At 58.1% G+C, this 9,224-nt stretch carries 11 protein-coding genes and 1 tRNA gene; 4 read left to right on the top strand and 8 right to left on the bottom strand.

The features are described 5' to 3' along the window. The first annotated feature begins 240 nt into the window (after positions 1-240). Positions 241-531 carry a hypothetical protein gene (locus tag ACP15R_RS07695; protein WP_424985815.1) on the top strand — a complete coding sequence of 97 codons (291 nt, stop codon included), beginning with the start codon at positions 241-243 and terminating at the stop codon, positions 529-531. A gap of 35 nt (positions 532-566) precedes the next feature. Then, on the top strand, positions 567-1,934 hold the full coding sequence (locus tag ACP15R_RS07690) for a PLP-dependent aminotransferase family protein (RefSeq protein WP_424985814.1): 1,368 nt from the start codon (positions 567-569) through the stop codon (positions 1,932-1,934). Positions 1,935-1,970: 36 nt separating this feature from the next. Here ACP15R_RS07690 and ACP15R_RS07685 read toward each other — a convergent pair whose 3' ends face one another. Further along, positions 1,971-2,345 (bottom strand): DUF983 domain-containing protein, encoded by a 375-nt coding sequence (locus ACP15R_RS07685; protein ID WP_424985813.1) that lies wholly within the window; start codon positions 2,343-2,345, stop codon positions 1,971-1,973. Between the two features lie 418 nt (positions 2,346-2,763). Between ACP15R_RS07685 and ACP15R_RS07680 the strand changes: the two genes are divergently transcribed. Then, positions 2,764-2,838, top strand: a tRNA-Asn gene (locus ACP15R_RS07680). 89 nt (positions 2,839-2,927) lie between these two features. Here the strand turns inward: ACP15R_RS07680 and ACP15R_RS07675 are convergent. Beyond that, complete coding sequence (locus ACP15R_RS07675; RefSeq protein ID WP_424985812.1) at positions 2,928-3,119, bottom strand: hypothetical protein; 192 nt, start codon at positions 3,117-3,119, stop codon at positions 2,928-2,930. Then, positions 3,116-3,433, bottom strand: coding sequence for a hypothetical protein (locus tag ACP15R_RS07670; RefSeq protein WP_424985811.1), 318 nt, complete (start codon positions 3,431-3,433; stop codon positions 3,116-3,118). Before ACP15R_RS07670 ends, ACP15R_RS07675 begins: the two co-directional genes overlap by 4 nt. A gap of 96 nt (positions 3,434-3,529) precedes the next feature. Between ACP15R_RS07670 and ACP15R_RS07665 the strand changes: the two genes are divergently transcribed. Next, positions 3,530-4,081, top strand: coding sequence for a hypothetical protein (locus ACP15R_RS07665; protein ID WP_424985810.1), 552 nt, complete (start codon positions 3,530-3,532; stop codon positions 4,079-4,081). Between the two features lie 7 nt (positions 4,082-4,088). Here ACP15R_RS07665 and ACP15R_RS07660 read toward each other — a convergent pair whose 3' ends face one another. The 5 genes from ACP15R_RS07660 to ACP15R_RS07640 all read right to left on the bottom strand — a co-directional run bounded on the left by ACP15R_RS07660 (position 4,089) and on the right by ACP15R_RS07640 (position 9,140). Then, positions 4,089-6,083: an ATP-binding protein gene (locus ACP15R_RS07660; protein ID WP_424985809.1), complete on the bottom strand. Its 1,995-nt coding sequence runs from the start codon at positions 6,081-6,083 to the stop codon at positions 4,089-4,091. Positions 6,084-6,302: 219 nt separating this feature from the next. Continuing rightward, on the bottom strand, positions 6,303-6,782 hold the full coding sequence (locus tag ACP15R_RS07655; protein WP_424985808.1) for a hypothetical protein: 480 nt from the start codon (positions 6,780-6,782) through the stop codon (positions 6,303-6,305). Next, positions 6,755-7,015, bottom strand: a complete 261-nt coding sequence (locus ACP15R_RS07650) for a hypothetical protein (RefSeq protein WP_424985807.1) — start codon at positions 7,013-7,015, stop codon at positions 6,755-6,757. Before ACP15R_RS07650 ends, ACP15R_RS07655 begins: the two co-directional genes overlap by 28 nt. After that, on the bottom strand, positions 6,999-7,973 hold the full coding sequence (locus tag ACP15R_RS07645; protein WP_424985806.1) for an integrase arm-type DNA-binding domain-containing protein: 975 nt from the start codon (positions 7,971-7,973) through the stop codon (positions 6,999-7,001). Before ACP15R_RS07645 ends, ACP15R_RS07650 begins: the two co-directional genes overlap by 17 nt. Before the next feature lie 208 nt (positions 7,974-8,181). After that, a protein-coding gene (locus ACP15R_RS07640) for an IS630 family transposase (protein ID WP_424985805.1) occupies positions 8,182-9,140 on the bottom strand; the annotation gives its coding sequence in 2 pieces (ribosomal slippage) (positions 8,182-8,796 and positions 8,799-9,140; 957 coding nt in all). Between the last annotated feature and the right edge of the window lie 84 nt (positions 9,141-9,224).

Genomic DNA, 9,224 nt, shown 5'->3' with positions numbered 1-9,224 from the left:
CACTCTCTGTCACTGCCCCCGCCCCCCCCCCCCCCCGCCCCGCGCCGCCCCCCCCCCCCCCCCCCCCCCCCCCCCCCCCCCCCCCCCCCCCCCCCCCCCGCCGGAGCCACGCGCGTTACGCCGGCGCCGCCAATTGCTCGGCGATGCGCCCGGCAAGGTATCTGCTGTCCCCCTCAATGCCGAGGAACCGGCCCGCCCCCTAGGTGTTCAACCAGCCCAGGCCGATGAAATGCGCCCCTCATGGGCGATCACGCCGCGTTTGAACACAGGTTTGCCACGCGGATCAAAGACGCCAGCCTCGATCCAGGAATAATCCGGGTGAAAGCCGATCGCCCAGAGCACCGAGGTGATGCCCGCCGCGCCAAGAACCAGCGTGGTACGCTCGCGCTGCGGGGTCCAGACCTTGGGGAATGGCGGCTGCGTTGGTGCGTCGATCTACTCGAAAAACAGGCAGCGGCCGCCAGAAATTCAGCCAAGAAAAGTGTCCCACACGGTCAATCCATACAATTCGGCCTTCAATATCGCGATTGATTCGCCTACACCTGCGGAAAACGGAACCCCAAGCGATGCTCGACTGGACACCCGAAAGCCTGACACCGGGCAAGCCGCGATACCTCGCGATTGCCGACGCGATTGCGCAGGACATCAAGGACGGACGCCTGACCGACGGGATGCGCCTGCCGCCACAGCGCAAGCTGGCCGAGGCCCTGGGGATCGATTTTACCACCGTTTCGCGGGCCTATGCCGAGGCCCAGGCCCGCGGGCATGTCGAAAGCCATGTGGGCCGCGGCACATTCGTCAAGGGGCGCGTAGTGGCCGACCGCCCCGATCCGTCTCGGGCCGGCGAGGCCGACCTGGCAATGAACATGCCGCCCGAGGACATGCCCCCGGACCTGACACGGCAAATGCAAGAGGGGCTGGGTTATGTCTCGGCCAACCTGATCGACCTGTTGCGCTATCAATCCCCCACCGGGTCCGAACGCGACCGGGTTGCCGCGTCAAGCTGGCTGTCGATGCGCGGCATGGCGCCCGCTCTGGACCGCGTCGCCGTCACCCCCGGTGCCCATGCCACCATGGCGGCGATCCTGTCGCTGATCACCCGCGCGGGCGACACGGTGCTGTGCGAGGCGATCACCTATCCGGGCTTTCGCAACATCGCGGGCCGGTTCCGGTTGAACACCATCGGGCTTGAAACGGATGAGCACGGCATCCTGCCCGATGCGCTGATCGCCGCGATCAAGACCCACGCCCCAAGGGCGCTCTACCTGAACCCGACCCTGCAAAACCCGACGACACGAACCATCCCGCAGGCGCGCCGGCTCGAGATCGCCGAGATCCTCAACCGGTTCGAACTGACATTGATCGAGGATGACGCCTATGGCTTTATCCCCGCCAAGACCGCCGCGCCCATTGCGCTGCACGCACCCGAGCTGACCTGGCATATTGGCGGGCTGGCAAAATGCATCGGGGCCGGGCTGCGGCTCGCCTTCACCATCGCGCCGACACCGCGCTGTGCCCAGCACCTGGCCCAGGCGATCCGGGCGCTGTCGGTCATGCCCTCGCCGCTGTCGATGGCGCTGACCACGCAATGGATCGAGGACGGAACCGCCGACAGCATCCGCCGCTTCATCCGTTCCGAAAGCGCCGCGCGCCAGCAGATCGCCGCCGAGGCCCTGCAAGGCACTCGCTTTGACTGCGCGCCGAATGCCTTCAACATCTGGCTGGAACTGCCGCAAGGCGTGGGGCGGGCCGATGTGGTTGCCCGCATGGCGCGGCGCCCCCTGGGCCTGATGCCCTCGGACGCCTTTACCGTACTCGGTCAACCCCAAGAGTTTCTGCGGGTCAGTCTTGGCGGCCCAGCGACCCGCGACAGGTTGCGCGAAAACCTGCACCTGCTGGCGGCAGCACTGGTTCCGAACACGTTCATGGGCTGACACCCGGCTACCGCACGGCAAAAGCCGCCGACAGGTTCAGACGCGCCGGGCTCCGAACCCATGCATGCCCCGCGCCCATTGCACGGCAATCACCATGCCCTTGACCGGAGGCAGCAGCACAAGGCACAGCGCAATCGCCCCGCCGCTCAGGATCACCGCCAACATCAGCGGATTATCGAGAAACGGCCGGTACAGAAAGTGCAACGCAACCCCCACGAAATGGCAGACCAGCAGGATCACGATATAGGCCGGACCGTCATCGGCACGCTGCGGCGTGAAATCAAGCCCGCAGCTATCGCAACTTGGCGCGACCTTGAGGTAACCGCTGAACAGATGCCCCTCGCCACATTTCGGGCATCGCAGGCGCATCGATTTCAGGACAGCATCCTTGGTGTCTCTCTGATCGCTCATCACGCAACCCCCTTCATGATCGAAACGCCGGCAGTAGTAAGCGAAACAATTTAACAGTCAATATCGAAATTGTCTGCATTCACTGCGACAGATGCGCCGCCCCGGCATCGCAATCACTCCAAAGCGGATCGCCGCAGCATGGCAGATTCCCGCCTCCCTGCCCAAGAAACGCACATCATGGGTCCCCCCCTCCGACTCGCCCTGGCGCGCGCATATATGGCGCGCAAAGCGGATTGTGCCCTGGACAGATCGAATTCCAGCAGCCCCAAGCCAGATCGCAACCGACGCCATCACAACAGAGCCCAAGCCCGAAATTGCGCGCTTTCCCGGGGGTTACCGGCAGAGGCAAAAAAACTTGGAAATTCTTCCAAATGTCACTGGACGCCATATTTTCAGATTGCTATACGCGCTGCACCGTTCCGGCGTAGCTCAGCGGTAGAGCAGTTGACTGTTAATCAATTGGTCGTAGGTTCGATCCCTACCGCCGGAGCCAAAATCTCTTCAAGAGATCAATGACCTAAAGGCCCATCTCGCGATGGGCCTTTGTCGTTTCTGGCAGGCTCTGCAACAACTCTACAACAATCAGGCAGTGTCGCCGTCAGCCAAGCGTTTCGCACGATCAGCGAAGCAGTGCGGATCATAGCAAAAGCCAAGCAGGCCGCGCTCGTCATGGCAGAAGTCAGTCACAAAGTTTTCGCCGATGTAGTGATTGATCACGCGCTGCGCGGCTTCGACTTCGGCAAGTGCACGATCGTCAGTTTGATTGTCGGTCATGCCGCCACCCCCAGCTTGAGCTGGTTTGCTGCGTCGAACCAGACATTTTGCAAATCTCGAAGTTCGCTTGCCAAGTCTTCAACAGACGAGACAAAGTAGTCGAACTCTTTGTCGGCCATGAGAATGGCGAGCACTGCGCGATCTTCGTCGATTTTTGGATTCAAGCGTTGCCCTCTGACGACAACACTGCCGCCATCAAAAGACACGTCACACTCGTAGACTCGCGTCGCCAAGATCGCGAGCGCCCTAGCAAGTTGCGTCTTGCTCATTTGCTGGATGGATGTGAGGGTTTTTTCCTCAAGTGATATGGTCATATTATTGGCTCCTTTCGTATAAAGCCATGTGTTAGCCACGTTCCGAGTGGATGCTGGCCGTGGCGATTTACTGGCATATAGAGAGAGGTCTGGGACATGGGGCAGCAGGGGCGCGAACCTAACAAGCTGACGCCCCAAGAGCTTGTCGCGTTCGAGAAAGAACTCGGAGATGTCCAGCCTGAAAGGCCGATGGACAGCGACGATTCCACCGGCGCACCAACCGGCAGGAACGACAAAGGTGTGCTGTCTCGCCGCTACACACGGGAGGTGGCGTTTAGAGCTTGGGAATACCTTGAAAGGCACGATCCGGTCCAGCCATTGCCTACTTGGGTATCGGCCTACCTCCACGACGTGGCTGGCAAGATTCTCGCAGACCTTGGCCCACGCGGAAGCTTGTCGCCCGCATCCGCACATGCAGCCCTCGGCATCGTCGGGGAGCAATGGCCCGATCATCACCCTGAAGCCGTTTATGCGATCATCAGCGCGTGGATTGACCCGGATCGACCGGGTGGCCCGTTGGTCAGCGGGCGAAAGGCTGGCGCGGTGCGCTATATCGAAGAATACATGGACAACGACCCAAATGTCCAAGTCGACACCGTTATCGAATGGTATCGCAAAGGCCAGAAGGCAACGAAGAAACTAGACTAAAGCTCTTTCATTCATCTAGCAGAACTTTGCTGAAAGCTTGGTTGCGCTTCTTAGCCATTGAAACCAAAGTGTCATAACCAAACGCCTGAATAAAAATCTCGCCGTTGTCAAAATACTGCGTCCAAATCTTGGGATCGTGGGGATTCTGAAAATTGTGGCGTTTTAGGACTTTGATCAAACTCGGGGTCAAGTCAGCGATTATAAAGGCACTGCGGCGTGCAACCCGCTCAAATGACATGTGGGCGCCATCCGTTCGAGTGATGCCGCCAGCAGCAATTGCCTTTTCCAGTGTGTCGATGACCTGCGTCACCGGATCAGATTTGGCTGGGCCAAAGCTGTAATCGTCTCGGCTCGGCTTCTTGAACTCAACGATAGTCAAAGTCGTGCCATCCTCGTCACCCAAAACCATCGTATCGTCATAAAACAAAAGGTCCGTGACCTTGTCGCCTTTTTTACGCCCGCCACCGTGCATTGTTCGATCACTCGACACATACGGTAAGAAAGCAAGGGCGTCGTCGATCAGCCAAAGGTTATGCTGGAAATACTCAACATCTACACTGTCACTGAACCGGCGAAATATCAGGGAATGTACTTCATCCTCAGAACCACGCTTCTTTGAGTCGTCGAATTTTCGAGCCGCGTCGAGCAGCTCAATAATGCTCTTGCGATGGATGACATACTCAGCAAGTGCTTCCTTCTTTCCGGCATCAATGCGGCTCGCCAAATCCTTAATCTTTTCAGCGTATGAATCTGGATCATTTGCCGCCTCAGTTATCTGCTTGAGCAAATCTCCTGTGTTGCGATACCGGGACAACGCGAGGTCTTGAACGAACTCTTCTGGCCCCCAGTGATTAGGTTTCTTGGCGACATACTCCGAAAGCGATTGCCCCTTGAGGCCCAAGCGCAAAATCGGGTTTTCGTGCAAAGCAATATTGAGTTTCTGCGCCTGCCCGGTTTTGATCTTTTCGATCTGCTGCTTTTCTCGGTCCTGAATCTTGTCACAGACAGCGCCCACGATTTCTTCAACTGCCTTGGGCGGCAGGTCCAAGCTGGTGCGCGAGTCGTTCAGGCGGGTTTCAAAGGCATCGCCTCGCACGACTGCAACAATGATAAACTTGCTGTCGTCCTCGTCCACGAAATGCGTGGCACCCAGCTTGTTTGAAAGGTCACGTGGGTGTCCAACAATTCGATCCGCCGCGGCGAAAAGAAGGCAATGACTTTTGAACTGTCGCGTCTTGGGTATCTTGGTCAGCGTATAGTTTAGAGTGCATGTTGCGGCGTCGATGGAGGTGTCGATATGGCCCGCGGCATGTTCAACGAAAACTGCCTTGAAATAGCTGGTGATGTTTTCTGGTTCTTCATCGTCGAATTGCAGATGAATTTCAGGCAAACCACGATACAAGAAATACGGTAGAAAGTGCGAACCAATTTGATCCTTTACATCCTGCTTTGACAGTCCGCCGATAAGCTCGAACCATTCAGTCAGCGGCTCATCCAACTCGACACACAAACCGCAGCCGGAAAAATCAGGCTCACCGTCGTGGAAAATGATTTCCTCGTCCTGCGAGATGTCAAAGCGGAAGGTCTTTGTCGCCTCGGCAGCAGGTGTTTCAAACCTGCTGGAATAGTGAATACGCGAAAACACCTTGAATGCTATGAAGCGGCCAAACCCGCGTCCGCGCTTGCTGAGTTTGTATCCGCTGAAAGGCGTCCGAAACGATTTATAGTTTTCGTCATTCAGACCTACACCATTGTCGGTGACGCTGATCATCACCTTGTTAGGGTCATTTAGGTTTTCGAATTTGACGAGGATCTTTCCCTTGCGAGATGCTTGGTCGTCAAAACGCTGTTCAATTCCGTCCATCGAGTTCGAAAGCGCCTCGAATACGGGCAGCAGGAAGCCTTGCACGTTTACCGACAAGTTGGTGCGTTCGAGAACTGCCGGCATGTCCGGTTTGATCAAGGCATCCGCCTCAGTGGTAATGTGGTCGAAATCTTCCAATGTGTGCACCTCACAATCGGTCTCCATTCTTCTAGTTTTCCCATGCGCAAGTCCAGTCTGATTCCGACGCCACAGCGCGGGTGCAAGGCTGTTCCCCCTACCCGTGCCCCCGCAAACACCGCCTCGCGCCTGCTACCCCGGTTCTGCTGCGTCTCTCGCGGTGTTCGATGGGCAACCATAGGCGCAACGATCTCAACCGAGGCGACAGCGCGGGTTTCATCACCAGTAACCCCGTAGCGGGGCCTCACCGATATGTGCGCCGACGCTGCGGTGATCGGACAGCCAAAAGGCCAGCGCGGCGGATACGGCAAGATCGGCATGGCCAAAAGACGTACCGCCCTCAATCCTCACGCGCCCGCTTGCCCCCACATCGGCCTCGAAGCTTTCGAGGTCTTGTCTGAGCAAGTCGCGAGCCTCGAAGTTTCCGATGGACAGGTCGCCCGTGTGAATGGCCGAGTTCAGCGCCGACAAGAGCCGGTTGCGCCCCACGTTGTTGAAAGTGCGCCCGCGTTCCTTCGATTCCGTCTCGTTCTCACCGGCCACCATCTGAACGCGGGTGTGCTGGACTGACTTGGTATTGAGAATGTCGCAGAAAGCTCGCCCGACGCCTGACGCGTCAACCACGAGATAGGCGCGGCCTGCGATTGCCGGGTCCAACATCAGGTTCCGGGTCACGATGGCGAGGTCCGCGTATGACATAGCGGGCAAATGTCCGCCCGCACGATCTCGCGGCGGCGTTTGGTCAGTTCCTGCCGCCCATTCGCATCGTAGTAAGGCACTCGCTCATCCAGCAGAATCGAGTAGGCATTTCTGTCTTGGGCCTGCGCTATATCGAGACCAATCAAAAACCGCCTGTGGCCTTTGACGATCTCAACCGCCGGGTCCGCATTTGGCAGGATCAAGTCCTCGCCCTGTTCAACCAAGCCCTGCATAGAGGTCTCCTAATTTGAGTTGTGGGGTGTTTGTGAAGGCCGCGGCAATCGCCGCCGAGTCGAAGAACTGCTGGCCCCGGCCCATCCAATTGAGGCCGTGTTCAACATCGAACTCGAATTTGGAAAGCACTTTGCGCTGCCGCTCGACGAGTTTCGCCATGCGCGGCAGATCGAGTGAACAGGCCCGGATGCGTTCGACTTCGGGATACATTTCCCTGTCAGACCACATCTCATAGGCCTTGCCGGATTTGCCGCCCGGTGTGGTGATCAGAATTGTCTTTGCGTTATCTTCCGCGATGCTGAGTGTCGAGCCATAGACGGCATCTGGGATGAACGCCGCTTCATCAAACAGGAGAAGACCATTCTTGACGCCGTAGCCACGAGCCTGCTCGCCATCTTGCCCAGCCGGAACACAGACCACGGACGAGCCGTTTTTCAGGTGCATCTCGGTCATGGTGTGCCGCTTGGTTTCGATGGGCAGCGCCATCTTTTCCCATGTGTAGGGCGCAAGGGCGCGTTCGAGGTCCGGCAGGGTCAACTCGTCAATGGGCCGGTCAAAGAGCTTTGCAAGGTGGCGGTCAATCTGCTCGCGATAGTAGGTCTTCGTCAGCTCTGATGCGTCCGACTGTTCGATGTGGGAGTCCATCGCATCGCGCAGTGTGTGAATGCCCGTCGAGCGGTCGTCTGTGCGGGTGGTGATCGCCGCCATCTTTTCCTTCGCCACATCACGGGCGGCAAAGACGGTCGGCAGGTCCGGCCATGCGCCCAGCGTGACGGAACGCACCTTGCCGTCGATGCGCTTGGACAGCACCCACGTCTTTTTCGTGGCACCAACAGCAAGGCGGATGCCGCGAGCGTCAGGGTCCGGTTTCACTGATGGGTCGGAATACATGATGGTTCCCGGTGCGTGCTTGATCTTCGCAATGGCCGGGCGTGTGGTCAGGTTGTGGTTAGGCATCTCTGCAACATCCTCTGCAACATTCAATGCCGACACAATGCGATCTCAATCGGAGGTTGCACAACTTGTTTTTCGTTGCAGAACAGTGCTTTACCTTATTTTACTGATCAAGTACGGCGAACCACCCTTGGCGAGTCGTTCCCTGTTAATCAATTGGTCGTAGGTTCGATCCCTACCGCCGGAGCCAAAAGATTAAAGCAGTTCCAGTTTACGTAGAAGCATATCCGGCCTCGCAAAAGTAGTTCCAGCATTCTTGCGGGGTGTAGAGGTCACAGATTTCACTGAGGGCTTCGAACAACCCTGTGAATGAGCGCGCTCCAATGCGTCTCAGGTGGGCTTTGAGTTTCGAGAAGGCCATCTCGATTGGGTTCAGGTCCGGGCTGTAGGGCGGCAGAAAGAGGAACCAGCAGCCGTGTTCGCCCAGAAGCGCCTCGGCCTCCTTGTTGCGGTGCGTGGCCAGGTTGTCGAGGATGACGGCGGTGCCGGGTTCGATCTCGGGGATCAGCACGTCGCGGATGTAAGCGACAAAGGCGGGGCCGTCCATCGCCCCTTTAATGACCCATGGCGCGATCAGGTCGGATGGCCCCAGTCCGGCGATCAAGGTCTGGGTTCCCCATGACCCAAACGGCGCAGATGCCGTCAATCTCGTCCCGCGCAGGGAGCGCCCCCGGAGGCGTGTCAGGTTCGTTTTGACGGAGGTTTCGTCAAGAAAGACAACGCGTTCAGGCATCGCGCTGATCGCCGGAACACGATGGGCAAACCAATCCGCCCTTGCGCGTCTTACCTTTGCGCGCTTGCGTTCATCCGCAATGAGGCTCTTTTTTTGTACGAGTATCCCAGCCGCCTGAGCGCTTGATCGATACCAGAGACTGATGCGCTCACATCATGTGCATCGGCCAAGGCCCCCTGCAATTCCCTGAGCGTGATGTCCGGGTCCTGATGGATCAGCTCGATGAGAAAATCGAGGTGCGGAGCCAACCGCCCATGACCGGTATTGCGCGGGTTGTCGGCGGGTGTCAGGCGCAATCCGCGTTTGAGCCTTTGAGACAAACGCGAGGCGGAGGCCGCCGAAATCATCAGACGGCGCGCAATCTCGCGGCCCGTAAGGCCTTGAGCAAAGAGCACCTCAAAACGGGCACGAATATCGGCGGAAAGCGGGTTAGGCATGAACTGATCCTCCTGAACAGGATGAATCAGAAAACTCACCTCATGGGAACCCCCTTTGATTCAACAAAAGCTGGAACTGCTTTA

This window comes from Microbulbifer sp. S227A (assembly GCF_049800935.1).
The sequence above is the reverse complement of the archived record's forward strand: the minus strand, read 5'-3'. Positions and strand labels throughout refer to the sequence as shown.

Coding starts and splice junctions, on each gene's coding strand:
- ACP15R_RS07695 (WP_424985815.1), top strand. CDS start 241: ATGGGCGATCACGCCGCGTTTGAACACAGGTTTGCCACGCGGATCAAA.
- ACP15R_RS07690 (WP_424985814.1), top strand. CDS start 567: ATGCTCGACTGGACACCCGAAAGCCTGACACCGGGCAAGCCGCGATAC.
- ACP15R_RS07685 (WP_424985813.1), bottom strand. CDS start 2,345: ATGAGCGATCAGAGAGACACCAAGGATGCTGTCCTGAAATCGATGCGC.
- ACP15R_RS07675 (WP_424985812.1), bottom strand. CDS start 3,119: ATGACCGACAATCAAACTGACGATCGTGCACTTGCCGAAGTCGAAGCC.
- ACP15R_RS07670 (WP_424985811.1), bottom strand. CDS start 3,433: ATGACCATATCACTTGAGGAAAAAACCCTCACATCCATCCAGCAAATG.
- ACP15R_RS07665 (WP_424985810.1), top strand. CDS start 3,530: ATGGGGCAGCAGGGGCGCGAACCTAACAAGCTGACGCCCCAAGAGCTT.
- ACP15R_RS07655 (WP_424985808.1), bottom strand. CDS start 6,782: ATGTCATACGCGGACCTCGCCATCGTGACCCGGAACCTGATGTTGGAC.
- ACP15R_RS07650 (WP_424985807.1), bottom strand. CDS start 7,015: ATGCAGGGCTTGGTTGAACAGGGCGAGGACTTGATCCTGCCAAATGCG.
- ACP15R_RS07645 (WP_424985806.1), bottom strand. CDS start 7,973: ATGCCTAACCACAACCTGACCACACGCCCGGCCATTGCGAAGATCAAG.